Annotated in this window: 23 protein-coding genes; 13 read left to right on the top strand and 10 right to left on the bottom strand. The window is 65.0% G+C overall.

Features of this window, described 5'->3' with window-relative positions; all coding sequences use genetic code 11:
- Positions 1 to 28: 28 nt before the first annotated feature.
- Both AArc1_RS12795 and AArc1_RS12790 read right to left on the bottom strand, forming a co-directional pair.
- The gene (locus AArc1_RS12795; protein ID WP_117364740.1) at positions 29 to 532 is read right to left on the bottom strand and encodes a DUF7344 domain-containing protein; all 504 of its coding nucleotides are present in this window, start codon (positions 530 to 532) and stop codon (positions 29 to 31) included.
- Positions 533 to 785: 253 nt separating this feature from the next.
- Complete coding sequence (locus AArc1_RS12790) at positions 786 to 956, bottom strand: DUF7563 family protein (protein WP_394341265.1); 171 nt, start codon at positions 954 to 956, stop codon at positions 786 to 788.
- A 640-nt stretch (positions 957 to 1,596) separates the two neighbouring features.
- Here AArc1_RS12790 and AArc1_RS12785 point away from each other — a divergent pair.
- The 3 genes from AArc1_RS12785 to AArc1_RS12775 all read left to right on the top strand — a co-directional run bounded on the left by AArc1_RS12785 (position 1,597) and on the right by AArc1_RS12775 (position 3,862).
- Entirely contained in the window at positions 1,597 to 1,929 is a 333-nt protein-coding gene (locus tag AArc1_RS12785; RefSeq protein ID WP_117364738.1) for a winged helix-turn-helix domain-containing protein, read from the top strand.
- A 196-nt stretch (positions 1,930 to 2,125) separates the two neighbouring features.
- A complete protein-coding gene (locus AArc1_RS12780) occupies positions 2,126 to 2,401 on the top strand; it encodes a PadR family transcriptional regulator (RefSeq protein WP_117364737.1) in 276 nt (91 codons plus the stop codon).
- Positions 2,402 to 2,860: 459 nt separating this feature from the next.
- Positions 2,861 to 3,862, top strand: a complete 1,002-nt coding sequence (locus AArc1_RS12775) for a DUF1616 domain-containing protein (protein WP_117364736.1) — start codon at positions 2,861 to 2,863, stop codon at positions 3,860 to 3,862.
- Positions 3,863 to 4,133: 271 nt separating this feature from the next.
- On the opposite strand, the gene AArc1_RS12770 is transcribed toward AArc1_RS12775, so the two are convergent.
- On the bottom strand, positions 4,134 to 4,664 hold the full coding sequence (locus AArc1_RS12770) for a DUF7344 domain-containing protein (RefSeq protein ID WP_117364735.1): 531 nt from the start codon (positions 4,662 to 4,664) through the stop codon (positions 4,134 to 4,136).
- A 424-nt stretch (positions 4,665 to 5,088) separates the two neighbouring features.
- On the opposite strand from AArc1_RS12770, the gene AArc1_RS12765 reads away from it, so the two are divergent.
- From AArc1_RS12765 to AArc1_RS12745, 5 genes are read left to right on the top strand one after another with little or no spacing between them, the layout of a single operon-like run.
- Complete coding sequence (locus AArc1_RS12765) at positions 5,089 to 5,667, top strand: acyltransferase (protein ID WP_117364734.1); 579 nt, start codon at positions 5,089 to 5,091, stop codon at positions 5,665 to 5,667.
- A complete protein-coding gene (locus AArc1_RS12760) occupies positions 5,664 to 6,869 on the top strand; it encodes a DegT/DnrJ/EryC1/StrS family aminotransferase (RefSeq protein ID WP_117364733.1) in 1,206 nt (401 codons plus the stop codon). The genes AArc1_RS12765 and AArc1_RS12760 overlap by 4 nt, the downstream gene beginning before the upstream one ends.
- The gene (locus tag AArc1_RS12755; protein WP_117364732.1) at positions 6,866 to 7,870 is read left to right on the top strand and encodes a Gfo/Idh/MocA family protein; all 1,005 of its coding nucleotides are present in this window, start codon (positions 6,866 to 6,868) and stop codon (positions 7,868 to 7,870) included. Before AArc1_RS12760 ends, AArc1_RS12755 begins: the two co-directional genes overlap by 4 nt.
- Positions 7,867 to 9,411, top strand: coding sequence for a nucleotide sugar dehydrogenase (locus AArc1_RS12750; protein WP_117364731.1), 1,545 nt, complete (start codon positions 7,867 to 7,869; stop codon positions 9,409 to 9,411). The genes AArc1_RS12755 and AArc1_RS12750 overlap by 4 nt, the downstream gene beginning before the upstream one ends.
- A complete protein-coding gene (locus AArc1_RS12745; RefSeq protein ID WP_117364730.1) occupies positions 9,404 to 10,543 on the top strand; it encodes a glycosyltransferase family 2 protein in 1,140 nt (379 codons plus the stop codon). The genes AArc1_RS12750 and AArc1_RS12745 overlap by 8 nt, the downstream gene beginning before the upstream one ends.
- A 16-nt stretch (positions 10,544 to 10,559) precedes the next feature.
- Here the strand turns inward: AArc1_RS12745 and AArc1_RS12740 are convergent, their stop codons facing one another.
- The 5 genes from AArc1_RS12740 to AArc1_RS12720 all read right to left on the bottom strand — a co-directional run bounded on the left by AArc1_RS12740 (position 10,560) and on the right by AArc1_RS12720 (position 15,128).
- On the bottom strand, positions 10,560 to 10,748 hold the full coding sequence (locus AArc1_RS12740) for a hypothetical protein (RefSeq protein WP_117364729.1): 189 nt from the start codon (positions 10,746 to 10,748) through the stop codon (positions 10,560 to 10,562).
- A gap of 123 nt (positions 10,749 to 10,871) precedes the next feature.
- Entirely contained in the window at positions 10,872 to 11,972 is a 1,101-nt protein-coding gene (locus AArc1_RS12735) for a DUF354 domain-containing protein (protein WP_117364728.1), read from the bottom strand.
- A gap of 131 nt (positions 11,973 to 12,103) precedes the next feature.
- The gene (locus AArc1_RS12730) at positions 12,104 to 13,066 is read right to left on the bottom strand and encodes an NAD-dependent epimerase/dehydratase family protein (protein ID WP_117364727.1); all 963 of its coding nucleotides are present in this window, start codon (positions 13,064 to 13,066) and stop codon (positions 12,104 to 12,106) included.
- Complete coding sequence (locus AArc1_RS12725; RefSeq protein WP_117364726.1) at positions 13,063 to 14,031, bottom strand: DUF362 domain-containing protein; 969 nt, start codon at positions 14,029 to 14,031, stop codon at positions 13,063 to 13,065. The genes AArc1_RS12730 and AArc1_RS12725 overlap by 4 nt, the downstream gene beginning before the upstream one ends.
- A complete protein-coding gene (locus tag AArc1_RS12720; RefSeq protein WP_117364725.1) occupies positions 14,028 to 15,128 on the bottom strand; it encodes a Gfo/Idh/MocA family protein in 1,101 nt (366 codons plus the stop codon). The genes AArc1_RS12725 and AArc1_RS12720 overlap by 4 nt, the downstream gene beginning before the upstream one ends.
- 302 nt (positions 15,129 to 15,430) lie before the next feature.
- Between AArc1_RS12720 and AArc1_RS12715 the strand changes: the two genes are divergently transcribed.
- Positions 15,431 to 17,347 carry a rhomboid family intramembrane serine protease gene (locus AArc1_RS12715; RefSeq protein WP_117364724.1) on the top strand — a complete coding sequence of 639 codons (1,917 nt, stop codon included), beginning with the start codon at positions 15,431 to 15,433 and terminating at the stop codon, positions 17,345 to 17,347.
- 30 nt (positions 17,348 to 17,377) lie between these two features.
- Here the strand turns inward: AArc1_RS12715 and AArc1_RS12710 are convergent, their stop codons facing one another.
- Positions 17,378 to 18,328: a polysaccharide deacetylase family protein gene (locus AArc1_RS12710; protein ID WP_117364723.1), complete on the bottom strand. Its 951-nt coding sequence runs from the start codon at positions 18,326 to 18,328 to the stop codon at positions 17,378 to 17,380.
- Positions 18,329 to 18,728: 400 nt separating this feature from the next.
- Between AArc1_RS12710 and AArc1_RS12705 the strand changes: the two genes are divergently transcribed.
- Entirely contained in the window at positions 18,729 to 20,324 is a 1,596-nt protein-coding gene (locus AArc1_RS12705; protein WP_117364722.1) for an alkaline phosphatase family protein, read from the top strand.
- Positions 20,325 to 20,378: 54 nt separating this feature from the next.
- A complete protein-coding gene (locus tag AArc1_RS12700) occupies positions 20,379 to 20,765 on the top strand; it encodes a hypothetical protein (protein ID WP_117364721.1) in 387 nt (128 codons plus the stop codon).
- Between the two features lie 99 nt (positions 20,766 to 20,864).
- Here AArc1_RS12700 and AArc1_RS12695 read toward each other — a convergent pair whose 3' ends face one another.
- Positions 20,865 to 22,199 carry a hypothetical protein gene (locus AArc1_RS12695; RefSeq protein ID WP_117364720.1) on the bottom strand — a complete coding sequence of 445 codons (1,335 nt, stop codon included), beginning with the start codon at positions 22,197 to 22,199 and terminating at the stop codon, positions 20,865 to 20,867.
- A gap of 364 nt (positions 22,200 to 22,563) precedes the next feature.
- On the opposite strand from AArc1_RS12695, the gene AArc1_RS12690 reads away from it, so the two are divergent.
- Complete coding sequence (locus AArc1_RS12690) at positions 22,564 to 24,354, top strand: hypothetical protein (RefSeq protein ID WP_117364719.1); 1,791 nt, start codon at positions 22,564 to 22,566, stop codon at positions 24,352 to 24,354.
- A gap of 935 nt (positions 24,355 to 25,289) precedes the next feature.
- Entirely contained in the window at positions 25,290 to 26,231 is a 942-nt protein-coding gene (locus AArc1_RS12685; RefSeq protein WP_117364718.1) for a hypothetical protein, read from the top strand.
- Positions 26,232 to 26,366: the final 135 nt, after the last annotated feature.

The raw sequence follows: 26,366 nt of genomic DNA, 5'->3' as shown, positions 1-26,366 counted from the left end.
GAGATCGCGAGCTTCAGGGAGTAACAGCTCAGGCCAACAGCTGATAGAGGCTGCTCGCGGCGACGGCGAGTAAGACGAGGACGCTCCAGAGCTCCGGATCGATGCTCGAGAGGACGGGGAGGTTCAATCCCGCGAGTGCGATGACTGCAAGTCCGAGGACACAGAGTCCGAGGTGAAACTGGAGGACGTGTGATCCGTCGTCCGGGTGGCCGTTGATGTACGTGAGAACATCGTCGAAGTTGGGCCCGGATGCGATGGTCTTTGCGTCGGAGTCGTACTCGATGACGGCGTCTTCCTCGAGTTGAGGGAGATGTGTCTGCTGGAGCGAGACGTAGACGCTCTTGTAGAGGTTGTTCGGGACGGGCGTGGCGTCCGATTCTGTGGCCGCAATATCGGTGGCAACGTCGGAGACGTCGATCTGTCCTGACTCCTCGGCGAGTAGCTGAACGATCGCTCGACGTCTGTCGTTGCCGAGGATGTGAAACACTTCGCTTTCGGCGAGCGAGTCGGTTCTGCTCGTCTGAACAGACATTGATCAGGAGGAGACCGCGAAACCGCTGTCATCGGACTGTCCGTCATCAACCGTCATGTACGCGTCTCTTCATCAACCACCGACTTTAACCTCTGGTATTAATTTCCATTTGCTATGACTGGAAATATTCGCGTGTGACCGACGACCGGTCGGACAATACGATCTATTGTTGTGATGTACCGCTGTGCATCCTGGCCAGGTTGTGTGTGGCTGAACTGACGGATAGCAGCCCGTACGAACGGACGACGGCCGTTCAGCGTCGCCGTTCTCCGGGGAGATGGCCGCCGGATTGCATCTCCCGATACGTCGTACAGGCGGGACAGCCGTGAACGACGTCACCGTTGTCTCCGAACACCCGGGCAAATTGCTGGGTGACGTGGGTGCCGCAGTTTCGACAGCGTGGACCTGCCGTCGACGATTCCATCGGTCGCCAATTCGTCTGTGAGGATTTCATGTGTTTTGGATGACGTACGCGGACGGTATCGAGGCGATCGTCGAGTCGACTCGGTCGTGTGTAGCGTGCACCTGCACCCGTCGGTCGAACGGGTGATCGTGGACGCTGGATGCAGCGGTAGTTGGTGGGGGTCGTCGCACCGGTACTCGTCCGGGCATCACTACAACCGAGGTCGGTAGACCCGAATAAAGGACGTAGACCGTTCACTTCACTCCGGACGGAATCGGGGAGAAACTCGCCGTTTCTGTGCGAATATCCCTGATAGAGGCCACATCGGCCCCGAAATGAGTTTCGGCGTGGATCGTATCTCAACGTGAATTCAGGTGGGTTGGAATCCATTCGGTCGACAAATCACGTGTTGTCGCTCGCCTGTGCCATGATAAACGGGTGGTTTCGACCACGAAACGGCTCGTTTCGGGACAGAATGAGTATATTTCGAGGAAGAAGGTCCTTCGTTATAAAATACCACTGTCGCTAACCCATCGACGCGTTGGAACGTACAATGCTGCAAAGAGCACGTTGCCCCCGATCAGTCCAGCCGTCCCGTATCGACTCCTCTCGATCCCGAGAGCGAACGAACGCAGTGTAACGAAGACGAGTAAGCACGTCCATGTCAACGAAAGCGAGCAACACACAGGCGGAACCGACCCCCGACCCCGCGGCACAACTCGACGTGCTCGGCGACGAGTGTGCACGAACGATCCTCGTCGAGACGAGCAACGGGCCGAAAACGGCGAAAGAACTGACCGACCGAACGGAGAGTTCGTCGGCGACAGTCTACCGACGAATCAACAATCTCCTCGAGACCGATCTCATCGCAGAGTGTGTCCGATTCGACGAGGATGGGTCACACACGACCGCGTACGAAGCGACGATCGACCAGCTCCGCGTCCGGATCGGCGCGGACGGAATCAGCGTTGTCCGCCCGAATGCGACCGAGTGATCGGTTCGCCGGAGAGCTAGGTTCATGCGGTACGCCGTCAGGACCCACATGTCTTGTCGGTAGTACCCGCTTAGGAGAGTGACGTTCCGGTTCGGGGAACTGTTTGCTATCGGTTCGAACGTGAACAAAATGCTACCGAATTGTACGAGACGGATAACAAATATCCTCTCAGTGGAACGATCACCGTGATTGAGCAATGCACGATCTGACCGGCTTCCAGCGAGATTTACTGTACGTTATCGCCGGCGCCGATCGACCGTCGGGACAGACCGTCAAAGACGAAGTCGAGAAGTATTACAGTTCTGAGATCAATCACGGGCGGCTGTACCCGAACTTGGACACACTGGTCAACAAGGAACTGGTCGAAAAAGGGCAACTCGACAGGCGGACCAATTACTACGCGATTACGGACGCTGGTCGAGACCGAATCGACGAGCGTCGAGAGTGGGAGGAACAGTACGTCGACTTCTGAAACGGCCGTTCGGATCGTCAGGATTGCCGGTATTGGTCCGCTCCGTAGCCCCCTCACTGTCCAACTCGAGCTGTCACACGTTCCCGTTCCGTAGTCGACTCCGCACATCGCTCTCCGGGTGTCGGTTTCTCCGTCGGTTGTTGTACTCTCTCTGCTGTTGTCCGTTCTTTGACTCTCACACTCTTTCCCGACTGTCGCTTTCTCCACTCGCTTGTCCGTCGGTGTGATCGAGACCGGCGTCACTGAACGTCGGTTCGCCTTCGAAGCCCTGCGTGGTCGGTTCGGTCACCGGTGACCAACAGCGCAACTCGAGCGACGGTCGGGCCGTTGCAGGGTCGACACACGCCGAATAACCCGGCCATAACAAAGCGACGGACGACGAAATAGGCGCTCGACAATGGCTACCGGACCGAGCGCCGGCCGAGCGGCGCCAAACCGACACCCCGCGGGGGAGAAGCGATGAGCTTCGACACGCGAACCTGGACGCACCTGGGATTCGTGAGGCAGTACCCGTTCGATCTGGCCGTGATTTCGCTGGCGGCGATCGCTGCCTACGCTGCTGTCACTTCCTACCCAGCGGGAAGCACGCTTCGGCTCCTGGCCACGTTTCCACTCGTCCTGTTTATTCCAGGATACGCGCTCGTTTCGGTTCTCTTTCCCGGAACCGAGCGAACCGTTCGCCATCCGTCGGGACCGCTCGAGTCGGTCTGGGCCGGGATCGACGTGGTCGAACGGCTCGGGCTGTCGGTCGCGCTCTCGCTGGCGATCGTTCCGATCGTCGTGCTCGTGCTCCCGTTCGGCGCGGGACTCGGAACCGTGTCGATCGCCGCCACGCTCGCCGGACTCTCCGTCGTGTTCGCTCAGCTCGGCGTGATCCGACGGTTGCGAACGCCACAACCCCAGCGGTTCGTCGTCTCGCCGATCGCCGGCATCAATCGCCTTCGAGCGAACGAAAACGCCGTCGCGACGCTCTCTTCGATTCTGCTCGTTGGTGCGATCGCTCTCGCGGCTGGCGCGTTGCTCCTCGGATTCCTCGCGCCGGCATCGGCAGACGGATTCACCGAACTCGGACTCTACACGGAAGATGACGACGGCGACCTGGTCGCTGGCGAGATCCAGAACGAGGTCGAACCCGGTGACTCGGTGCCGGTAACCATCGCCCTCGAGAACAACGAGGGTGAACGGACCGACTACTCGGTGATCGTCCAGGAGCAGGTCCTCGAAGACGGTGAGATCGTCGAGCGAACCGAACTCGAGCAGTTGGACGCGTCGGTCGCGGATGGCGAGACGGCGACGACCGATCAGTCGATCACGCCGACGGTTGACGAAGACGAAACGGTCCGGGTGAGCGTCCTCCTCTACGAAGGCGAGCCGCCGGAGGAACCGACCAACGAGAACGCCGACACGGAGACCTATTTTTGGGTCACCGTCACTGACGACCCCGATACCGACGACGACTGACGGCCCTGGTGAATCGCCTCGAGGCAATCTCTTTGTCTTCTGTACCGTCGGAGGGTGTGTGCTCTTCTGACTCGCCGCTCTTTGCCCCCGGTTGGCTCGTGTCTCGTTGCTCTCTTTGCCTCGTCTCTCGGTCCTCGCACTCGGTATCGGAACGAGTGTCCGTAGTCCTCTCCTCGGACGGAGCCAGCGACTGGGCAGCCACTGTTGGGCAGCTATCGCTCACACGGTGGGTGGGCGCTGGTAACGCAACGGAGGGCAGTCAGGTCCGTCGTCAGTGACTCGCACGACCGAACGGGACGTCGAGGTCTGGTCGACGTGAGGCGTACTGGACGAGCGAAACGACGAGGACGATCACGCAAAGAAGTAGGGCAACGATCGGGGCGACAGCGGCTGTAATCGATGTGAGCCACGTCAACGCCAGTGCGGCCGCACCGACGGCGGTAACCGTCAGGTAGACGCGGTGCCACTGACGGGTGGTCTCTACGTGGCGGTCGAGGTACGGCTCGAAGACGTCTTCGCTGGGGAGCAACTCGATCGCGTGTGCGTCAGGGTCCCAGTCGACGATGTCGTGGTCTTCGAGCATCGGGAGATGCGTCTGGTACAGCGAGATGTAGACGCGCCGACGCTGGGTCCGGGTGACCTCGTCGGGGTCGGCGTCGTTCTCCCACGCGGCGACCTGCTCGACGAGCGAGGCGAGGTCGCAGCTGCCGCCCTGGCGTTTGAGGAACTGGACAGTTCGACGTCTTCGTGCGTTACTGAACACGTCGAACAGTTCGGCCTGGGTGAGTTCGTGGTCAGACATGGGTGCCCTCTGCGTCCCGATTCGAACCGCGATCGGGGGAGTACGAATACCTCACACCACCTCGTGTGGGACCCGAACCCTTTACTATCGCTCAGCTACCCTTCCGAAATCGAGTTATACCCGTTAGAAGCCGTGACTGACGCCTCTTTCGACGTTTCTGCCCTCGCGGGGGCCTGCGCGGTGTGACTCGAGGGCGGCATCGAACGCCCCCGGTGCCAGTGCGCTCTCTTCGGTCCCGCGGCTGTAGCTCGAGTCTACGGGGCCTCAGGCCCGGGATAACAAAACCTCCACGTTGGCTGTATCAGGACGATTCCCACCAGGGTATCGAGTTACCAATGACGAAACGAGACCGACGATTCCGCACGCTGTTGCGACGGCAGACGCCGTCACCGGGGCGTCCGGACGACGACGGAGGTGTATCGACGTGAGTCAGTTCGTCACCGGTGAGGACTGCCAGATCGACGACGACGCGGCGGTCGGCTACGGGGCGTTCGACGAACCGACCCAGATCGGCGACGACGCCACGATCAGGGCCGGTTCGATCGTCTACGGGGACGTGACGATCGGCGACGACTTCACGACGGGTCACAACGTGTTGGTTCGCGAGGAGACGACGATCGGCGACGACGTCCTCGTCGGGACCAAGACGGTCATCGACGGGCAGACCCGAATCGGCTCGCACGTCAGCCTTCAGACGGCCGTCTACGTCCCCACGCAGACGATCATCGGGGACAACGTCTTCGTCGGCCCGAACGCCATCATGACGAACGACGAGTATCCGATCAGAACCGAGGTCGACCTCGAGGGCCCGACGATCGAGTCGGGTGCATCGATCGGTGCTAACGCGACCTTGTTGCCCGGCGTGACGGTCGGCGAGAACGCATTCGTCGCAGCCGGCGCGGTCGTGACCGACGACGTCCCCGCGGACAGTCTTGCCGTCGGCGCGCCAGCGACCATCGAGCCGCTCCCGGACCCCCTCGAGGGGCCGAACCACCTCGCATGACCGACACAGAACCGAATACGGAACTCGGTACCGAGCCGGACAGAGACCCCGCGACGACGGGTGCCAGCGCTGACGCAGCCGATACGACGACCGACGAGGGCGTCTCGATCGCCGACCCAGACGTCAGCACGGCGGCGATCGACCGCGTCAAATCGGTGATCGAGCGGGGCGTCCTCGCCGCTGGCGAAGAGGTCGAGGCGTTCGAAGCCGAGTTTGCGTCGTTCTGTGGGGCCAGCCGCGGCGTCGCGACCTCGAACGGAACGACAGCGCTTCACGCCGCGCTCGAGGCGCTTTGCGTCGGCGAGGGCGACGCGGTCGTCACTTCGCCGTTCTCGTTCGTCGCGAGCGCGAACGCGATTCGACTCGCCGGCGGGACGCCGGTCTTCGCCGACATCGACCCCGAAACGTACACCATGACGCCTCAGGCCGTCGAGGAAATCGTCTCGGACCGGGACGACGTCGTCGGGCTCCTCCCGGTTCACCTCTATGGGCTGCCCGCCGACATGCCTGCGCTGGCCGACTTCGCCGATGACCACGACCTGTTCGTCCTCGAGGACGCCTGCCAGGCCCACGGCGCGGCGATCGACGGCGAACCCGTCGGGAGCCTCGGTGACGCGGCCTGTTTCTCGTTCTACCCGACGAAGAACGCTACGACCGGCGAGGGCGGTATGATCACGACCGACCGCGACGACCTCGCAGATCGAGCCGCGAGCTACATCAACCACGGCCGCGCCGCCAGCGAGCGCGGCGGGTACGAACACAGACGGCTCGGGCACAACTACCGGCTGACCAACGTCGCCGCGGCGATCGGTCGAACCCAACTCGAGCGCCTGCCCGCGTTCAACGAGGCTCGACGCGAGAACGCGGCCTACTACGACGACCGGTTCGCCGAGTTGCCACTCGAGACGCCGACGGAGCCGTCGGGCTATCGCCACGTCTACCACCAGTACACGATCCGGACGGCGGACCGAGACGGCTTACAGCAGGCACTCGAGTCCCGCGGCGTCGACACGGCGATCTACTACGACCCGCCGATCCACCGCCAGCCAGCCTACGAGACGGTCAGCACTGCCGCGGCTGACCTCCCGCGGGCCGAACGAGCGGCCGAAACCGTGCTCTCGCTCCCGGTTCATCCGGGGCTCTCAGCGCGCGATCGGCGGCGGGTCGCCGAAGCAGTTCGCAACTACGCTCTCACCGCATGAGTATGGATACATCACAGGAATCGACGCGAGCCGTACGGGCCGGCGTTATCGGCGTTGGAGCGATGGGGAAAAACCACGCACGCGTCTACAGCGAGCTTCGAGACGTGGCGTTAGCGGGCGTCTGCGACCACGACCGCGAGGTCGCTCGCACTGTCGCCGCCGAGTACGGCACGGAGGCGACCGACCTCCAGTCGTTGCTCGAGCGCTGCGATGTCGTGACGGTCGCCGTTCCGACGCCGGTCCACTACGAGACCGTCTCGCAGTGTCTCGACGCTGGCGTCCACGTCCTCGTCGAGAAGCCGATCGCCGAGACGACCGACCAGGGCCGTCGGCTCGCCGAACAGGCCAGAGAGGCAGGGCTCGTCCTCCAGGTTGGACACATCGAACGGTTCAATCCCGCCGTTCAGACGGTCGCCGAGTTGATCGACGACCTCGAGGTGATCGGTCTCGAGGCCGAACGGCTCGGCCCGCCGGTCGATCGGACCGCGCGGGGAAACGTCGTCTTCGACCTGATGGTCCACGACGTCGACGTCGTTGGATCGTTACTGGACGAACAGCCGGAGTCGGTCTCCGCGATGGGAACCGACGACGGACAGTACGCCACCGCGACGATGGCCTACGACGACGTCGTCGCCTCGCTGACGGCGAGTCGGGTTACCCAGAAGAAAGTCCGAAAACTCACCGTCACGGCCACGGAGTGTCTCGTCGAGGTCGACTACCTCCAGCAGTCGGTGTTGATTCACCGCGACTCGTATCCAGAGTACCTTACGGACGACGGCCAGCGACGCTACCGCCACGAGAGCGTCGTCGAACGCCCGCGGGTCGACAACGGCGAGCCCCTGCGACACGAACTCGAGTCGTTCCTCGAGGCGGTCCGCACGGACAGCGAGCCGGCGGTGACCGCCGAGGACGGCATCGAGGCCCTCGAACTCGTCCAGACGATCGACGCACTCGTCGACGGCAACGCGCCCGAGCGAGAACGGGAGGTGGAGATCAGATGACGGCCGACCGGACTCGAGCGACCGAACCCGACGGCGGGATCGGCCTCTACGGCGGCGACGTCTCCGAAACGCGCCAGCGTGAGCTGTTGACGTCGGGTGCGATTCCCGTCGCCGTCTACGGGCTCGGCAAGATGGGGCTACCGCTTTCGGCCGTCTACGCCGAGACGACCGGGGCCGTCACCGGCGTCGACGTCGATCCGTCGGTCGTCGAGACCATCCGCCGGGGCGAGAGCCACGTCGTCGGCGAACCCGGCCTCGCGGACCTCGTCGCCGACCAGGTCGACGCGGGCCGGCTCGAGGCGACGACGGACGGCCCCGCCGCGGCCGAACAGGCCAGAATCCACGTCGTGATCGTTCCCACGCTGCTCGACGACAGGAACGATCCCGATCTGACGACGGTCGAGTCGGTCGTCGACGACATCGGGGCCGGCCTCGAGCCAGGTGATCTCGTGATCGCCGAGTCGACGCTGCCCCCTGGCACCTGCCGTGACGTCCTCGCGCCACATCTGGCCGCGACGTCGGGACTCGAGCCCGGCGAGTTCGGCCTCGCGTTCTGTCCCGAGCGAACCGCTTCGGGAACGGCACTGCGGGACATCCGCGGCCAGTATCCGAAGGTCGTCGGCGGCGTCGACGACGAGAGCACGCGCGCAGCGTGTGTCGTCTATGGCGAACTCTCGGACAACGACGTCCACCCAGTCTCCGACGCGACGACCGCGGAGGCCGTCAAGGTGTTCGAGGGCGTCTACCGCGACGTGAACATCGCACTCGCGAACGAACTCGGACGACTCGCGGACGAACTCGGAATCTCCGCGCGCGAGGCAATGCACACGGCGAACGAACTGCCGATGTGTCAGCTCCACGACCCCGGCCCCGGCGTGGGCGGCCACTGTATCCCGTTTTATCCGCACTTCCTGTTGTCGGGTGCCGACGAGCCGATGGCGCTCACCCGGACCGCTCGAGAAGTCAACGAGTCGATGCCAGCGGTCGTCGTCGGGCGTCTCGAGCGCGAACTCGCAGCCGCCGAGGTCGACGACGGACTCGAGGGCGTAGCGACCGACCTCGCGGACGCCTCGGTGGTCGTCCTGGGGATCACGTACCGCCCCGGCGTCGAGGAGACCCGCGCGTCACCCGCGCTGGGAGTGATCGATGCGCTGACGGACGCCGGCGCGGACGTCGCGGGTGTCGATCCACTGGTCGACCCCGCCGACTACGGTGTCCGGCCGGTCTCGCTCGCGGATCTCTCGGCCGAGTCGTTCGACGCGGCCGTCCTCGTGACGCCACACGAGGAGTTCCGCGATCTCGAGTGGGACGCCCTCGAGCCGATGGTCGTCGCAGACGGCCGCGATGCACTCGGCGAACTCACCGGGTGGGATGCACTCGACCGCCACGAGTCGCGCCACCGCGTCTACACGCTCGGTGGCTCGAGCGACGGGTCGCCCCCAGCCGGCCGGCGTGAGAGTCGCCGATCGACAGAGCGGATGGCGGGTTCGAGCGCTGACCCGCTCGAGCCGGGTCGAACGGACGGTGGTGACGATGTATAAGGGAAAGACGGTCGGCGTGGTCGTGACGGCCTACGACGAGGCGGCGTTCGTCGGGAGCGTCATCGAGACGGTGCCGGCGTTCGTCGACCGGATCTACGTCGTCGACGACGACTCGCCGGACGAGAGCTGGCGAGTCATCCAGGACGTCGCCGAACGGATTAACGACCGGGAGGAGACGCCACCGGAATTCGCGGTGACAGACGGTGGTGACGGCGACGGACGACGTGTCGTCCCGATCCGCCACGAGGAAAACCGTGGTTATGGCGCGGCGGTCAAGACGGGCTACGAGCGCGCCGCCGCGGACGATATCGACGTCGTTGCCGTGATGAACGGTGACGGGCAGATGGATCCGGCGATCCTCGATCGGATCGTCGATCCCGTCGCGACTGGCGAAGCCGACTACGCAAAAGGGAACCGCTTGCTCACGCGCGAGGATCGCGAGGGAATGTCGACGTTCCGGTTCGTCGGTAATGCGATGCTCACCGGCCTCTCGAAGTTCGCCTCGGGCTACTGGACGATCGGTGACCCACAGAACGGCTACACCGCCATCTCTCGAGAGACGATCGAGTCGCTCGACCTCGAGTCGATTACGGACCAGTACGGCTTTCTCAATCACATCCTCACGCACCTCAACGTCGACGATCGCCGGGTCGCGGACGTCTCGATGTCGGCCGTCTACGGCGACGAGGAGAGCAGCATCCGGTACGTCCCGTTTATCAGATACGTCTCGCTGTTGTTGCTCCGGAGCTTCCTCTGGCGACTCAAGCGTCAGTACGTGGTCGAGGGCTTTCACCCGACGGTCGTCTTCTACGGAAGCGGTACGGCCGGGCTCGCCGGGGGCCTTCTCGGCGCGTTCGCATCGCTCCGACAGCGCACTCGAGACGCGGGCTCGAGCGGCGGGGTCGTCGCCGGTCTCCTCGCGTCGTTCGTGGCTGTGCTGGTTGGCCTCCTCGCACTCGGCATCGCGATTGCGATGGATGCAACGGCAAACGAGTCACTCGAGGTGACCCACTACGAGTACAGCGACGGACGCGACGGTTCGAACGCGGACCGGTCACTCGACCCGACCGAACGAGACGATCAAGACTGGATTTCGACGGCCGATCGCGACGGGCCATCGCACCCGCAGTGAATCGGCTCCACCAGCCCTAGTAATCGATTGCGTAGGTGGCGATATCGGTGGCGTCACAGGCCGGACACCGTTCCGTCTCGGCCGCGACGTTCGTCCCGCAGTTTCGACACTCGAACAGGACCGTCACCCGTCGCTCGTCGTACTCATCTACGTCGGCCGACGCTGTGCGGCGGCGTAACCCGGAGAGGAGTTTCGAGAGTGACATGTTGACCAGTGACAACTCTTGGCAGTGGACCGAAATAAGGGTTTTCGCGTAATCCTCCCTTACAGTGACTGAAACGGCCGTCGGTGGCGGTCACCCGGCACCTGCATGCCCGAGCGCCGATGCTCAACTCGGAGTCGACCGCTTGCGTAACGTGCGCCGCGTCGCTGGCCCGAGTCGATCGACCGATCCGCGAGCCTCCGCGACGTCGACCAAGACGTCCGTCAGGTTCACCAGGTCGCCGACGTACTCGCGTCGTCGTTGCGCCCAGCGGTCGGTTGCCGTCTCGTCCTCGAGCAGGTCGAGTGCACGGTCGCGAACGTCGTCGTAGCTGTCGGCCTGCTCGACGAGGCCGACGCGCTCGAGTTCGCGGAACTCGCCGTAGACGTGGTCGTCGGTGCCCCGATAGCGGATCGCGGGCGTCCCGAGGAGGCCAGCTTCGGTGACCATGGTGCCCGTATCGGCGACGAGCAGGTCGGCACCGGCCATCGCGTCGTGGATCAACGCGGGGTGGAGGTCGTACGGACGAGCCGGGAGGTCGGTGAGCGCGAGGTCGTCGCCCTCGTCGGAGACGAATACCGTCGCCCGTTCGCTCAGTCGTTCGATCAGGTCCAGGCGCTGTGCCGAGGAAAAGCCCTCGATGCCGGCGTCGTGAAGCGCGTCGAGGGCGTTGAACCGAACGATGACGTAGGGCTCGTCGGGGTCGATCCCGAGGTACTCGTGGACGGCCGGGTCGGGGTCGAAGACCGCGGGGTGAAGGTACGCACACTCTTTGAACCCCTCGAACGTGTAGTGGGCGTCGCCGAGGTCACGACGGGTAACGGCGGGCGAGAGGATACAGTCGGCGAACGGCCGCGAGACGGTGTGGTTGAACGACCCCGGCTCGTCGTCGAGGACGAGCACGGTCGGCGCTCGAGCGAGCGAGCCGGCAAAGGCGGCGTACGGACCGCGACCGAAGACGACGTCCGGGCTGAACCGCCGTGTCGTCGTCGCGATGCGGCCGAGTTGGCCGACCAGCTCTCGTCCGAACGCCAGCCGCGACGTCGGCTCGGTCCCGTGTGCGCCGTAGGGCTGATACGGCAGTCCGTAGAACTCGAGTAAGTCGGTCGTACAGTCGTACTCCCGTCCCAGGACGCACACGTCGTGGCCCCGCTCCTCGAGGCGGGAGACGGCGTGGCGGTACAGGTGGACGTGCGCCGGCGTGTTCGCGAAGACCAGAATCCGCATCGGCCCGGGATTGTCGCTCTCATGGCTTTGTAATTGAAGGAGTACACGGAGGCGGCGTCGTGGACTCGAGATCGGCCGTCGATGTCTCCCTAGAAGGTGTACCGAACAGTCGCCGTTCGGCGATGGCGGGGCTATCGGCCCCGGTACCACTCGAGGATCTCGGGGAGGTGGGCCTCTATGGGCTGGTACTCGTAGCCGAGTTCGTCGTGGGCCTTCTGCGAGGTGTAAAAGAGTCGCTGGGTCGCGAGGGCGGCCATCTGCCGATCGAACGGGAACACCTGTCGACCGGTGACCGCGCGGACGCCCTCGGCGACGGGGCCGGCGGCGCGGATGGCGGTCGCAGGTACGCGGATCGGGGCTGCGGTGCCGCCCGCGTAGTCGGCGATCCGCCCGGCAGCCCGATCGTAGGTGAGGTTCTCCCCGCCGAGGAGGTAGTGCTCGCCGCTCCGGCCGTGCGCTGCGGCCGCGAGCAATCCGTCGACGACGTCCGAGACGCCAACGATGCTCGCCCCGCCGGGGAGGGTCGCGGGCATCGTCGGCTCGAGTCCCATCGCGAGCAACTGGGACGTAAAGGACTCGTCGCCGGGGCCGACGATCGACGTCGGGTGGACCGTGACCGCCTCGCCGTCGACCTCGGCGTACCGGTCGACCAGCCGTTCGGCCTCGGCTTTCGAGGACTGGTACGCGCCGATTGGCTCGGCGACGTCCGTCTCGTCGGCGAACTCGCTGGTCCCGTTCGCCCGCCGGGTGCCAGCCGTGCTGGTGAACACGACGCGGTCAACGTCGCCAGCACGACAGGCCTCGAGGACCGAGGCCGTCCCGTCGCGATTGACCCGCCCGACGGTCTCGGGGTCGGCGCTCCAGAGCCCGACGCCAGCGAGGTGGAAGACGACGTCGGTCCCGTCGACGAGCGAGCGCAGCGGCTCGTCGTCGAAGAGGTCGCCGACGTACCACTCGACTCCCTCGAGGTCGCCCCGGTCCGACGTCGGTCTCGCGAGCCCGCGAACCGTCCAGCCGTCGTCGAGCAGCCGCGCACAGAGGTGCGAGCCGAGAAAGCCCGTCGCGCCGGTGACCGCGGCCGTTCGACTGCTCATCGTGGCTCCCCCTCGAGCTGTGGCGGGACGGCGTCGCCGGCGACCGCCGCGTAGAGTCGGTAGGCCGCGGTCACTGCGGGATGTGTCGACTCCCGCGGCGGCAGCTCACCGCTGTCGAGTCGGTCGCGGATCGTCTCGAGAGCCAGCTTCCCGCCGCCGACCGAGTCGACGCTAATCGACGTTCGCTCGTCGAACGCCTGGCTCAGCGCGCCGTCGGCCGCAAACGACCGCTCGAGCAGCGAGCTCCCGAGCGCGTCGACGGAAGCCGTCGGGCCCGCAAACAGAGCGTTTGTCGCCGCCGAGGTTCCGGCGTAGGCGGTCGTCGCATCCAGCACACAGAGCGCCGGGTCGACGGCTCGAGTCGCCCCGAGTGCGGCGCGGTCGGGGTCGACAGCTCCCGTCGCGAATCGGGCGAGCGTTCGCATCCCACCGGCGATCGGCCCCTCCGCTGTCGGCCGTAGGCTCGGGACGACGATCGTCGCCCCCGTCGCGAGTCGGTCCGGAATCGAGACTGTCGTGGTTCGGCCCCCCGTCTCGAGGAGCCGGTCAGTTCGTGCGTCCTCAGCGAGGTCGACCAGCTCGGCGTCGACGCGCTCGAGCAGCGAGGTGTAGCCGAGGTGTGCCGCGGTTCGATCGAAGCCGATGACCTCGTCGCTCACCCCGGCGATGGCGAGGTCGGCGTCGGTCCGGTCCTCGAGGACCCTGACGATCGCGGCGACGACCGCCGGGTCGGTCACGACGCCCGAGGAGGGGTGAAACGGGTAGTGGGCGTCCGGGACGACGGTGATCCGGTCGACGTCGGAGAACGTCGATAGGTCGGCCTCGAGCAGGGACGCGACCAGTGACTCGAGCCGATCGACGCGTTCGTCGGCGTCGGGGACCCACCCCCCGTGGGCGGCACCGTCGACGGCGACCCCGCGAACCGCGACCGGTTCGTCGACCGTCGTCGCTCGAGCCCGGCTCATGGCCGTACCTCCGGCGTTTCGATGGCGTCATCCGAGGCTTCGGCGAGGTCGTAGGCCGTCTCCGCGAGCTCGAGCGCTCGTCTGCCGTCGGCACCGTCGACTGGCGGCGTTTCGTCCTCGCGGATGGCCTCACAGAACGCCAACAGCGCCTCGTAGTGTGCCTGCAGGTAGAACGTCGGGCCGAAGACGTCGGGATCGCCCAGAGTGAGACGGCTCGCGGTGTTTCGCAGCGCGGCCGTCGCCGCGCTCGCGTAGAAATTCCCCGGCAGGTGGTCGGTGTTACTGATCGTTCCCGTCACTCCCTCGAGTCGCAGCCGGGTGTTGACCTCGGGGAGGTCCTCCCACTGGTAGGTGCCACAGTGAAGCGAGATCGTCGTCGCCGTCTCGGGAGCTCGCAACAGGACCGTGGCAGCGTCTTCGACGGGGGAGTCGAGCGTTCGGTCGACGTCGGCCCCATCGACGTCGACCTCGCCGAAGAGCCACTCGAGGACGTCGAAACAGTGGACGCCGAGTTCGACCAGCGATCCGCCGCCGGCGAGGTCGGGGTCGTGTGCCCACGACGGCGGCGCGGTCTCGGCCGGCGGCCGGCCGAACGGAAAGTCGTTCACCCGCGTCATCGAGGCGTAGGGAACCTGACCAACGCGTCCCTCGTCGTACTCCCGTTTGACGCCCTTGACGTCGGGCTGATAGCGGAGCGTGTGATCGACGCCGACGGAAATCCCGGCGGCCCTGGCGGCCTCGAGCAGCCGGTCGGCTTCCTCGGTCGAGCGCGCCAGCGGTTTCTCGACGAAGACGTCGACGCCAGCCGCAGCGGCCTGCTCGACCGCGTCGGCGTGCAAGAACGGCGGCAACGCAACGACCGCCGCATCGAGCGCCTCGGCCTCGAGTAACGTCCCGTACTCGTCGTACGTCCGGGGGACGCCAGCGCGTTCGGCCCGACGCCGATTTTCGGGAACGGCGTCGGCGGCCGCGACCACGTCGACGCCGTCCATCGCGAGTGCCGACTTCAGGTGAACTGTGCCGATGTTTCCGACCCCGAGAATCCCGAGCGAGAGCGCGCTCGAGTCGGTCCACCGACTGCGAAGTGCAGGTGCCATCTGTCCGAGAGGCTGCCGTGGGCGGGCTTTGTTATCGGCGTCGTACAGCGAGCCCGTCGATCGGCGGTCGTTTCGTACCGCACCCTTGTCGTCCTCGGCCCGTTCGTACCGATCCGTTGTCGCCGCTGGACGTCTCGTATCGATCCGTTGTCCTCGCGTGTCTCAGCCTACAGCCACCCCACCGGACCCGGTGGATGTCATCGGCGAGGCGGTCTCCAACAGCGACCGGGGCTTCCAGTCGGGACGGAACCCAACAGGCCGATAACCCAAATTTGACGGGTCCGCTTTCCCAAGAGTCGCCAATGGTGGTTTCACCCGCACAGATCGCGCTGGCCGTGACGATCGTCGCCGTCTCCGCGATCGTCTGGTATCTCGAGGGCCGAAAGCAGTGGCGCTCGCGACTCGAAGCGCGGTTCGTCTACGGCGTTCCCTGGGGGACGCTTCTCACCGTCTCGATCGTCGTCGGATTCTATCTCCTCGCCCAGAGCGGACTCCGTCACTGGAGCGAGCCGGTCACGTTCCCGTTTATCACGTGGTCGTACTTCTACCCGATGGGCCAACTGACGGCCGGGATCGCCCACGGCTCGCCGGGGCACCTCGCCTCGAACATGGCTGCGACCCTCGCGTTCGCGCCGCTCGTCGAGTACGCCTGGGGGCACTATCCGCCGGGTCAGTCCTCGAGCCGACCGGAGGCCGACGCCCCGCTCGAGGCTCGAGCGGACGGGATGGACAGCGACCGTGGCCTCCTGGCTCGGCCCTGGGTTCGGGCGCTGGTCGTCGTTCCCGTCGCTTTCCTCGGCGTCGCGGTGGTGACGGCCGTCTTCGCGGCAGGCCCCGGGCTCGGATTCTCGGGGGCCGTCTACGCCATCGCGGGATTCGCCCTCGTCGTCTTTCCCCTCTGGGCGGTCGTCGCCGTGGTCGCGACCGGCACGATTTCGACGCTCGGTCAGGCGTTGAGCCAGCCCGTCCTCACGGCGACGATCGAGCCGGGGCCGCCGGGGCCGCCAGCCTGGGCCGGAGTCGGCTTTCAGGCCCACCTGCTCGGCTTCCTGATCGGGGTCGTCCTCGCGGTCGCGCTCTTGCGCCACCGCAATCAGCGCCGATCGCTCGAGCGGGTGTTCTTCGCGACGGTGCTGTTCGGAATCGCCCAGAGTCTCTGGTTGCTCGTCTGGAGTGCCGACGGGACGTTCGTACGCTATCAGGCCGTCGGGGTCTCGATGGTCCTGACCCTCGCGGTTCTGGTGGCGGTCGCCGCCGGAGGGAGCGACCGGTCGCTCTTCGGTGATCTCGTCGCCGACGGCCACGGCCCGAGCCGTCGCCTGCTCGGCCTCGGCTGGCTCGCATTCATCGGGCTCGGCGCTGGCTTCGGGCTTGCAGCCGCCGCCGTGACTGGACTGCCGTTAGGGCCAGTCGCGCTCGGTCTCCTGATGGTCTCGTTCCTGCTCGCGATTCCGGCGCTCCCGTCGGTCGTCCGCGGCCCCACAGGGCCGCTCGAGCGTCGTCAGGCCGCCGTTGCCCTCCTGCTCGTTATGACGGTCCTCGTCGCGTTCCCGAGCGTTCCCTTGAACATGTTGGCGGTCGACGATACCGGCCTCGAAGACGAGGTCGACGCCACCCTCGAGGTCGACGGCTACACGGTCGCCTACGGGGAGAACGTCACGAGCGGCCAGGGACCGATCCTCGAGCCGGAGGCGATCGACGAGCAAGCCGAGGACGGGCTCGATCTGACCCAGACGGGTGTGATCGTCGTCGACGAGACGCGGCAGCTCTGGACCGTCGGCGTCCCACCGGAGGGCCTCGCCTACGAGGGCACGGAGACCGTCGAACTCGGCGGCGTCGGCTCGCACGAACAGGTCGCCGTCGAACGAACCGGCTGGGACGTCGTCGGAAATACGACCGCGTACGCCGTCGACCTCGAGCACGACGACGAAACCATCAGGTCCTACGCTTCCGACCCCGTTGTGGCGACCGCGCGACTGGATGGCCACGAGGTTGCCGTCGAACCGACCGACGACGCGTTCGCCCTCTCCGTGATCAGTGACGGCTCGAGCGTCGGAGAAACGGAGATTCCGTCAGTCAACGAGTCGGCGACGGTCGGTGACCTACAGTTCAGCACCGAGGAGACCGACGACGTCGTGAAAGTCGTCGGGACGAGCGCCGACGGTGACACCGAAGTGACAGTCGCGACGCGCGAGGAGTACGGCGGCGAGTGGTCGTAGCCATCCGCTCGGGCCCGTGTTTTCCGGCTTCTACGGTCGGCGTTCGAGACCGCCGCTCGAGGCGACCGTGCCGCCATCGATGCCGCGTTTTCGGTCGATTCGACGAGCGACGTCGGCCATCGTCTCGACCTCGAGTCCCGTCCCGCGTCGGGTTCGGTCGACGTAGGCGAGGATCGTTCGCAGGCGGCGGGCGTCCCGCGGTCGCGTCAGGTTGTTCGGGTGAAACCAGATGTGGAAGATCCCGTCACGGGCGGCCGCCTCGTCGATTCCACGACGGGCCTGAAGCACCATTGGGTCCGTCCAGACCGATTCGGTGACCGTTCGAGCGGGTCCTTCGAACCCGAAGAGGAACAGCGAGGCCGGAACGTTCACGAGGCCGTACTCGTCGACGGTCGGTCGGACCAGCGGCGACTGGCTGCGGACGGCCGCATCGAAGAGTCCACGAACGCCGTCTCTGGTCGGCGACCGGCCGCGGTATGCACGGACTCCGTACTCGGCGAGGACGTCCCGGTGGCCGATGTCGTTTCGAGGATAGACGAACGAGTCGATCGACTGGTCCCACTCGGCGGCGAGGTCGACCGCTCGCTCGAGTTCGGCGGCGGCGATCTCGCGATCGACCTCGGGCTGGCCGAAGAGGACGTGCGAAAAAGAGTGACTCGCGAACTCGTGGTCGACCGACGAGGCGAGCACCGCGTCGACTAAGTCGGGGGCAAAGCGGAGGTCCTCGCGGTCGCGCCAGTCGGTTCGCTCTCGCTCGAACCAGCCTGCCGGTGCCGGGTGGGCTGCGTGTCGGCCGTCACAGGACTCGAGCAACAGGTGGCCAACGATGGCCCAGGTCGCTGGCACGTCGAACTCCTCGAACAGCTCGAGACAGTGCTCCCACCCACGTCGCCCCGCTTCGACCCGTTGGACCGGCGGCTCCGCCAAGTCGTGAAAGCCCCAGCCGAGTTCGGCGTCGAGCGAGAAGACGACACTACCCATCTGTCCTCGCTTCGCGTCGCGCCCTTCGATTCTCGCCACGAGCGAGTGCGACCGAGCCGTACGTAATCATACTCGAGAGGGAGTCCATCGGGCGGTATTGTTATTGCGGGCTTTTGCTGCTGTGAGTGCCAGCTAAGGCGTTCGTGCCCGAATCAGCGGTCCCCTCTTCTCGAAACGCCCCGCTGGGCCACCTGCCTGATCGATCGGTGCGTCCGACCCTCAGTCCGAGACGACAGTCGGGATGGCCAACGGTAACGTCACCGAACAGCCGACAGTCAGGCCGGAGTGAACGTTACGCCGGGCGACGACGTCGGCGAACTAACACTGCCAGGGCTGAATACGCTCTATAACAAAGCGGTCCTCCAGAAACTCCCCGGACAGCAGGCTTCTCAGTACAATCATGAGCGGATCCACACCTACGTCAGAACGAGCGTTCGTCCTCGGTCTCGACGGCGTCCCGTGGCGACTCGTCGAACAGTGGTGCAACGCCGGAGAACTGCCGAACTTCGAGCGGCTGCGCGAGGAGGGTGCCGCCGGCCCGCTCGAGAGCACGACGCCCCCGACGACGCCACTGGCCTGGCCGTCGATCGCGACCGGCGTCTGGCCGGACAAACACGGGATCTACGGCTTCCAGAACCTCTCGTCGTCGTACTCTCACGAGATGTACACGAGCCGTGATCTCAAACAGCCGACGCTGTGGGAGCAACTCTCACCGGCGCACGTCGGCAACGTCCCGTTGACGTTCCCGGCGAGCGAGATCGACGGCACCATGGTCACGGGAATGGTGACGCCATCGACGGAAAAGACGTTCACCCATCCGCCGGAACTCGGCGAGGAGATCGAGCGCCGGATTCCCGACTACGAGATCAGTATCAACTATCCCGACTACGCGAACCGACTCGAGGCGTTCGAGGGAGCGATCGACGAGATGCTCGCGAACCGCCGCGAACTGATGCGCCTGCAGATGGACCAGGCGGGTGACGACTGGCAACTGTTTTTCTTCGTCTACACCGCTCCCGACCGCTTCCAGCATCTGGTCTGGGACATGGACCGACTGCTGGCTCACTACACACAACTCGACGAGATCATCGGCGAAGTCATCGAGTACACCGATCGTCACGACGCGACGCTGTTCGTCGTCTCCGACCACGGCTTCGGTGAGATCGACGAACTCGTCTACGTCAACCACATCCTCGAGCGGGAAGGCTACCTCTTCCGCCGCGAGGACGAGGGTGCACGGGGAGCGCTCGCCAGCCTCGGCCTCTCCCGTGATCGGATCAAAGATGCACTTCGACGCGTCGGGATCTCCGAAGAGCGACTCGTCTCGACGCTGCCCCGAACGTTGCTCGATTCGGTTGCCGAACAGCTTCCCGGCGAGCACGCCCTCTACGACGTGGACTTCGAACGCACCGCCGCGTTCGTCCACGACGCGGGCAACTGTTACATCAACGACACCGAGCGGTTCGAAGACGGCGTCGTCGACCCGACCGACGTGCCCCAGCTCAAAGCTGAACTCGTGGCGCTCTTCGAGTCGGTTACCGACGATGACGGAAACGACCTGCTCGTCGTCAAAGACGGCGACGAACTGTTTCCGAACGACGACGGCTCGCCCGACCTGATCGTCAACGCAGTCGACGGCTACGAGTCGCGGAACGCGATCACGGACGAACCGATCGGCGAGACCGGTACCTACGCTGCAAGCCACCGCAGTACGGGTATCCTCCTCTGTCGCGGACCGCCGATCGAGGCCGGGGCCTCCCTCCGTGGCGCCCGCGTGGTCGACGTCGCACCGACGCTCTTACACGGGATCGGCCAGCCCGTCCCACGGGAGGCCGACGGTCGCGTCCTCTTCGACGCGCTCGATCCCGAGGCGGTCCCCTCGAGAACGAAGGTCCAACGGACAACCCTCACGCGGGCGAACCGGGGCAACGAAGCGGTCGAAGAGGACTTCACCGACGTCGAAGATCGACTGAAGGGCCTCGGCTACATGGAGTAACTCGGGGCAGTTCGCAAGCATCGTTTCTACCCGACTCGAGCGAGAGGGACACCTATGGTCGACGAGGATCTCGAACTCGAACGTGATCTCGGCGAGGCGACGATCGTCTACGACGACCCTGCGGAAGGGACGGTCCACAAGACGATTCCGAACGAACACGTGGCGTACGTTCAGGATCACTGGATCGTCAAGACTGACGAGGACGACGAAGGCCACGACATCGTCCGACGAATTCCGTCCGGACGAGTCCACTACGTCGAGCGATCCGTCGAGCAGTTCCAAGAGGAAGTCGAGACGGTGATCGATCAAGTCCAGTCGTTCGCCGCCGACCTCCGGACGAAGCTCCCGGTCGGTGGCAGCGATGAGCGCGAGGACCGATCCGAGGTTCGACCGCTCGAGATCGACGTCGAGGAAGGCGACGACCGTCCCGACCGCGGCTGATGCGGCCGGTCGTCTCGAGGTTTCGGGCCACCCGACGCCCCACTGTGGGGTGACGGAGCTGTTATCAGGGGCAGACGCGGTCGAGACCCGACTGAACCGTTATCGGGTGCGAACGCGGTCGAGACCCGACTGAACCGCTTTCCAGGTCGGATAGGCGACGTTGTAGACGCGGTTAGGTGTGTTCCGTGCGCCCGCGCGTAGAAGCCGATGTGACAGCGGTGACGTGGACTCGGAGACCAGCGCCCCGAGGTCACGCGTGAGCAGCCACTCGAAGAACGCCCGCTCCTGTGGCGTCTCGGGGTCGGTTTCGCGAACTCGGTCGCGGATGTCCGCCCACATGTTCCGTTCGTCTTCACCCAGTTCCCACGCGCCGCCCTCGAGAGCGCGTCTGATCTCGTCGTAGTCGTGCTGTGAGAACGGATAGCCGTGGGCGGTCGGCTCGAGCCCGGAGAGCCGGAGCCCGACGGCGGTTCGATAGCACTTTTCACACTCGCCGCAGTTGCCGTCCATCCGGCGGTTACAGGTCTGGAGCTCGAGCGTCGAGTCCTCCTGCTCGACGTAGTCGGCGATGACGTCGAGTCGTTCCTGTCGGGTCAACTCGTAGCCGTCGTGGTGACACTGCGTTCCGCTCCAGCGGACGTGATCGTCGATATCCGGCCGCGAGCCCCACTCGAGGTCGATGCCCTCCCAGTGGGTGGCGGCGACGTAGACGTCCGCGATCCCTCTCGTGTAGGCCATCGGCGCACAGAGTCCGAGCAGGCCGAGTCCGTGGCCGACGGAGCTGTACCAGGCCCCGTCGACGAATCGCTTGTAGTGAGCCAGTATCATCGCGTGGTCGAGCGCCGAGAGCGCGTTCGTCTCGAGAAAGGCCGTCTCGAGCCCTCGCTGGTCGGCGAAGTCGGAGACACGTCCGCGGAGGTGGGCCCAGTTCTCGTCGTCGGCCGGGTCGGGCGTGATCGTCCATCCGCGGATGCTCACCAGCGTCGGATCGTCCTCCCGGTGGCGGACGTACGAACACGTCGAGTCGACACCCCCGGTGAAGAGCAGGGCACTGTCGCTCTCACGCTTGGCGTCCCTGTCTCGGCTTCCGCTCGACGGCGGCTCGACGTCGACGCACGTTCTGGCGTACAGCGTTCCCCCTTCGAGGAAGTCGTGCATGGCGAGTAACGACGTTTTGACGTCCTCGAGTGCCTGGGCGAAGGTGGCGTCGACCGCGTCGACGTAGACGTCGGCACCGTTGGCCCACGCGACGGGACAGACGTTCGCGAGGACGGGAATCGCCAGGACGGCGTCGGGAACGGCCTCGATCGAACGATCGTACCTGACCCGAAACGGCGTTTCGGTGAAAAACCGCTCGAGGTCGGCGGAGGGGCGAAGGGTACACTCGAGCGTCGATCCGTCGGCGTCGATCCGGTCGATGACGAGCCACGACATGATGGGACGACGGCACGTACCGTCGACTCGAGCCTCGACACCCGAGTTCAAAAACAGTGACAATCGTTGATCGCCCACCGATCGTGAAATCAGACCGTACACGAAGTGTACTGCCGGGTTTCGCGGAACCCGTGATCTGCGATTCGGTGGTGCCCGCGGAGAACTCTCTTCTCCGCGTACCAGGCCTCACCCCGGCGACTCGAGCGCCACCGACCGACAACGGCACCGACAGTCGCGCCGACGCATCGACGCTGCCGGGGCGGCGGTCGGGAATATGATGCCTATAACAAACCCGGAAATCGGTGACGCTCCCGCAAGACATGCGTATCGACTCGAGATCGATTAGCTGCTGGGGCGAGAGACGATGAGACGGCCGGCACTCGACGCGACGTTCGCTGTCGGCTATCTCGCCGTTGCACTCGCGTTGTTCCTCGCGCGGGCGAATCCCGCGTCCGCGTACGAATCGTCGGTCTACGCCGGGACGCCGACGGTGGTGTGGCTCGGCTTCGCGTTCGGGCTAGCGATTGCCGTCGGGACGGCGCTGACCTGTCGGGGCCGCGATCAAGCGCTTTCGATCGGGCTCGGCGGCCTGGTCGTCACCTCGATTGTGAGTCTCCCGATCATCAGGAACTACCGCTTTTCGGGAATGGGCGATGCGATGACGCACCTCGGCTGGACCCGCGACCTCGTCGACGGCGAGTTAGCGCCACACGAGCTGTTTTATCCGGCTGTTCACTCGTTCGGCGGTGTCTTTCACTTCCTCGGGGGCGTCCCGGTCGAGCGGGCGCTCCTGTTTACGATGGTCGTCCTCTTCGTGCCGTTTCTGATTTTCGTCCCGCTCGTCGTCCGTAATATCTCCGGCAACGCGCTGGCCGTCGGACTGGCGGCGATCGTCTCCTGGATGGTCCTGCCGATTAACAACATCGCGACGCACATGGGTATCCACACCAACTCGAACGCCCTGTTTCTGGTTCCTGTCGTGATCTTCGCGTTCGTCGCATATCTCCGTCGACGGGCGACGGTCGAGCGGCTCCCGCTGGGTATCTCGCCGTTTAGCCTCCTCGTCTATCTCACCGGATTTGCCCTCCTGTTGGTCCATCCCCAGCAGATGGTCAACGTCGTTATTCTCTTCGGGGCGATCGGTGTCGTCCAGTTTCTCGCACAGTACCGACTCGAGGACCACCCGATCCTCGAGCATCCGACGACGTACGTTCAGACGGTCGTACTCGGGACGATCTTCACCGTCTGGGCGGCGACGAACGATCGGTTCAGAAGCGCAGTTGTCGGGCTCGTAGAGGGACTCCTTGCCGAAGACATCGGTGCTGCTGCCGAAGTAGACGAACGGGAGGCCTCGCTCACCGAAATCGGCGGCAGCTTGGGCGAACTCTTCGTCACCATGTTCGTCGATGCCGCCGTAATCGCGGTGGTCGTAGGCCTGTTCATCCTGGTGACCTGGCTCGGCTGGACGACGATGAGCCGGGAGGCGGCGTCGTTCGTGACGTACTTCGGACTCGCGCTAGTGCCGCTGACGGTACTGTTTGCCCTCTACTTCGTTGGTACGCCGACGATGGCGTTTCGCCAGGTCGGCTTCATCTTCGTCCTCGTAACCATTCTCGCCGGGCTCGCACTTGCACACCTCTTCGGCGGCCTTGCACGGTATCTGACGGTTCCGGGTGCGAATACCATCGCGTCACTGACTCTCGGGGTGCTTCTCGTCCTCGGGCTGATGACGCTTTTCATCTCGCCGGTCATGTACGATCCGGGCCAGCACGTCACTGACGAGAAGATGAGCGGCTACCAGTCGACCCTCCACCACGGCGTCGAGGATCAGCCGATCACCGCGCTCGGGTACGACCCGTTCCGGTACGACCACGCGATCAACGGCCTCGAGGGTGAGGAGTCGTTGACCGGCGGTACTGCGGCGAGTGGAGAAGTCGACCACGAGGCGTTCGAGGACGGAAACTACAGCGGTGCCTACTTCGATATGGACTACTACCTCGTGGTGACGGCGTACGACGTGAATCGGGAGATCGACGTCTATCAGGAACTCTACTACAGCGAGGCCGGACTGGCGGGCGTCGAGCGCGACCCCGCTGCGGACAAGGTCATCTCGAACGGCGAAGTCGACGTCTACGCCGTCAGAGCCGACGACTAATACCGTCAAACAGAACTATAGTAGCCACTGCACGTCAGTGCGCACCTGCCCGCCAGACGGATCGGCGGTCAGTGTGCAAACCGTTGCAGTTGTTCCCGTCACCAGTCCGGGCTCGAGACGCCACAGGGAGCGGTGAACGGGTCGTGGCCACCACATCCCGCTGTGAGTCACCACGAGGCTCACAGGCAGGAGGCGTACTCTCGAGGAGTATCGCCGACTCTCTCTTTCGATCGCGTTCGACCGCCTCGCTCGACTGTCGACACTTCCAAATGCCACGCGTGTGCAGCACGCATGCGCGACTCGTGACTCATCGTTGACTGTACTCGAGTACGGGACGCCTCCGCTCGAGTCTCCGCGGGACGGCGGCGGTCGAACGTCTCCATCGTGGCGGTCACGGGTGATCGGCCCAGCCACAAACGACCCGGTCACCTGCGAGGATTTATCAGGTCGCTTGCAACGGTCCGTCGGGACGATCAGGAGGCTGTCGGGTCGCCAACAAGGATCGCCGCACGCGGGGCCAACACTGGGGCCGCTGCTCGAGGGGGAAAGCCTACACCGAGTTACCAGCCGGTTGAGTGAAGCCCCCTCTCGGTAGGCGTCCACCCACCTTCGCACGAAACTGAGGGACCACTTCGGCCGATCGAGGGATGGAGTAACTGAGGGTTAGCAGCCCGCCGATCGGTCGACCGATCCGTTTCGTCGGTCGGCAGAGCATCGGGTCGGTGCGCTGTTCGGTTTCGAGCAGCCCTCGAGGCCGAATAATACGGCTTTTCTCCGGGAAATATCGACTTGTGGGCGGTGACGTTCGTTCGTATGTTCGTGATGCTTCTTTCGGAAATCGTACGCAGTTCATTATCGAGACCAACACAATCATCGAATCTAATGTTTTATTACAAGGAAAAGTTTATGAGTATAACATCAGGTTACGCAAGTGTATGGCGCAGAACCCCCGTACGTCCGAGACGGATTCCACTCCGACTATAGGCCGTAACACTGGATTAACCCGCCGCAGCTACGTTCGTTCGCTCGCGGCGGTCGCCACCGCCACGACGGCGGTCGGCGCTGCCGGTGGCGCGACGGCCACGGACGACTACGAGGTCATCGAAGCCGAGAACCAGTCGATCACGATCGAATCCGACGAGACCTGGGAGAACAAGCTCATCGATATGACGACCGGCCAGGACATCACCATCACTGCCCAGGGCAGTGACTGGACGATCCGGAACGTCGGATTCGAAGGCGCGAACGAATCCGGCGCTGGCTCCGGAACGTTCGGGATCGCCGACACTGGCGGCGAGAGCACGGTCGAGAACGTCTATCTCGGCGACGGCTCCGTCAGCGGCAACGCAGCCCCAAACGGCCACGGCGAGACGGCCTTCTGGGTCAGCCCCGACCACGCTGGACACCTCGAGTTCAAACACGTCAACATCCAGGGTTTCGCGGACAACGCGATCTACGCCTCCGCGCCCGGAAACGCCGGCGGTGGCACGGTCCACATCGACGAGTGTTTCGCCGCTAACTGCTATGTCTCTCACTACCGTCTCGCGACGGAAGGGAGCAAGGTGACCAACTCCTGCGTTTACGTCGACGAAGAAGACTACGAAGGCCGCGGCATCTGGGGCTGGGCGCCCGGCACGATCGACGTCGAGAACTGCCAGATCGAGATGAACGGCCACCACACCGCGATCGACGCCGGCGCGAACGGTCAGGCCACCACCATCGTCGTCCGCGACACCGACTACGACGAGGCCGCTGGCATCGTCGAACACGACGGCTCGAACGTCGAACTCGAGGACGACGTCGGAACGGACCCCGAAGCGTACATCCCCGATGGCGTCCCCACGAGCCCCGAGGAAGCCGCCACGGGCGACGACTAACGGTCCAGCTCATGTTCCCTCGCTGACGCCGTTCCCCTCCGCTTTACACCCTTTCTTTCGGTCCCACTGACGCAACCGACACTCCCACCCCGTTTTTCAGCGTTCACTCGAGACCGGCGGCGTCTCCACTGGCGC

It is taken from the genome of Natrarchaeobaculum sulfurireducens, from assembly GCF_003430825.1.
In the GTDB taxonomy this organism is placed as follows: domain Archaea; phylum Halobacteriota; class Halobacteria; order Halobacteriales; family Natrialbaceae; genus Natrarchaeobaculum; species Natrarchaeobaculum sulfurireducens.
Note: the sequence above shows the minus strand (reverse complement) of the source record. Positions and strands in the feature narration are given on the sequence as shown.

Excerpts from the sequence above, each read along its gene's own strand:
- AArc1_RS12795 (WP_117364740.1), bottom strand. The coding sequence starts at position 532 with ATGTCTGTTCAGACGAGCAGAACCGACTCGCTCGCCGAAAGCGAAGTG.
- AArc1_RS12790 (WP_394341265.1), bottom strand. The coding sequence starts at position 956 with ATGGAATCGTCGACGGCAGGTCCACGCTGTCGAAACTGCGGCACCCAC.
- AArc1_RS12785 (WP_117364738.1), top strand. The coding sequence starts at position 1,597 with ATGTCAACGAAAGCGAGCAACACACAGGCGGAACCGACCCCCGACCCC.
- AArc1_RS12780 (WP_117364737.1), top strand. The coding sequence starts at position 2,126 with ATGCACGATCTGACCGGCTTCCAGCGAGATTTACTGTACGTTATCGCC.
- AArc1_RS12775 (WP_117364736.1), top strand. The coding sequence starts at position 2,861 with ATGAGCTTCGACACGCGAACCTGGACGCACCTGGGATTCGTGAGGCAG.
- AArc1_RS12770 (WP_117364735.1), bottom strand. The coding sequence starts at position 4,664 with ATGTCTGACCACGAACTCACCCAGGCCGAACTGTTCGACGTGTTCAGT.
- AArc1_RS12760 (WP_117364733.1), top strand. The coding sequence starts at position 5,664 with ATGACCGACACAGAACCGAATACGGAACTCGGTACCGAGCCGGACAGA.
- AArc1_RS12755 (WP_117364732.1), top strand. The coding sequence starts at position 6,866 with ATGAGTATGGATACATCACAGGAATCGACGCGAGCCGTACGGGCCGGC.
- AArc1_RS12750 (WP_117364731.1), top strand. The coding sequence starts at position 7,867 with ATGACGGCCGACCGGACTCGAGCGACCGAACCCGACGGCGGGATCGGC.
- AArc1_RS12745 (WP_117364730.1), top strand. The coding sequence starts at position 9,404 with ATGTATAAGGGAAAGACGGTCGGCGTGGTCGTGACGGCCTACGACGAG.
- AArc1_RS12740 (WP_117364729.1), bottom strand. The coding sequence starts at position 10,748 with ATGTCACTCTCGAAACTCCTCTCCGGGTTACGCCGCCGCACAGCGTCG.
- AArc1_RS12735 (WP_117364728.1), bottom strand. The coding sequence starts at position 11,972 with ATGCGGATTCTGGTCTTCGCGAACACGCCGGCGCACGTCCACCTGTAC.
- AArc1_RS12730 (WP_117364727.1), bottom strand. The coding sequence starts at position 13,066 with ATGAGCAGTCGAACGGCCGCGGTCACCGGCGCGACGGGCTTTCTCGGC.
- AArc1_RS12725 (WP_117364726.1), bottom strand. The coding sequence starts at position 14,031 with ATGAGCCGGGCTCGAGCGACGACGGTCGACGAACCGGTCGCGGTTCGC.
- AArc1_RS12720 (WP_117364725.1), bottom strand. The coding sequence starts at position 15,128 with ATGGCACCTGCACTTCGCAGTCGGTGGACCGACTCGAGCGCGCTCTCG.
- AArc1_RS12715 (WP_117364724.1), top strand. The coding sequence starts at position 15,431 with ATGGTGGTTTCACCCGCACAGATCGCGCTGGCCGTGACGATCGTCGCC.
- AArc1_RS12710 (WP_117364723.1), bottom strand. The coding sequence starts at position 18,328 with ATGGGTAGTGTCGTCTTCTCGCTCGACGCCGAACTCGGCTGGGGCTTT.
- AArc1_RS12705 (WP_117364722.1), top strand. The coding sequence starts at position 18,729 with ATGAGCGGATCCACACCTACGTCAGAACGAGCGTTCGTCCTCGGTCTC.
- AArc1_RS12700 (WP_117364721.1), top strand. The coding sequence starts at position 20,379 with ATGGTCGACGAGGATCTCGAACTCGAACGTGATCTCGGCGAGGCGACG.
- AArc1_RS12695 (WP_117364720.1), bottom strand. The coding sequence starts at position 22,199 with ATGTCGTGGCTCGTCATCGACCGGATCGACGCCGACGGATCGACGCTC.
- AArc1_RS12690 (WP_117364719.1), top strand. The coding sequence starts at position 22,564 with ATGAGACGGCCGGCACTCGACGCGACGTTCGCTGTCGGCTATCTCGCC.
- AArc1_RS12685 (WP_117364718.1), top strand. The coding sequence starts at position 25,290 with ATGGCGCAGAACCCCCGTACGTCCGAGACGGATTCCACTCCGACTATA.